This is a genomic window from Staphylococcus sp. 231237_7MaSpsaltlick (genome assembly GCF_043107035.1).
Genome location: NZ_JBICNX010000334.1, coordinates 1 through 486 on the forward strand (window position 1 = coordinate 1; position 486 = coordinate 486).

The 486-nt window shown below is 35.6% G+C and carries 1 pseudogene; it reads left to right on the forward strand.

Annotated elements, in window-relative coordinates:
- Positions 1-372 (forward strand): annotated as a pseudogene (locus ACF91D_RS31760) (hypothetical protein); the annotation flags it as partial.
- Between the last annotated feature and the right edge of the window lie 114 nt (positions 373-486).

Here is a 486-nt window from a genome sequence, read left to right on the forward strand (position 1 = left end):
ATTCTAAATAATCCAAAAACAGTTAAACTTCAAGATTTATCACAAAATGAAATCAATGAGTGGACTAGTGTTATTTCAGAATCAAACAGTTCTAATGAGAGCAGTAACTCTAGCTCAGATGATAGTAGTGATGAAACAAGTGATGATAACGATAGCGGCAGTGTAACTAGAGAAAATGTTATCGATAAAGTCGAAGATTATGAAGGACACACATTGGATACCTCAGAATATACTTACAAAGAGCCAGAACAGCAAGATAACGGAGATTGGGGATTCTCATTCACAGATAAAGATGGAGAACTTGCAGGTTCTTATATCATAGATTCGGACGGCAACGTAACGAAATATGATGAGAATGGAGACCCAGAATAACTAAAACAGGAGTGAACAGTATGGATTTAATAAATCAATCAAAGGAACCACAAGCGTTTGTACCAGTAAGTCAAGATGACAAAACAATGGGTTTACTACTTTGGATATTAAGCC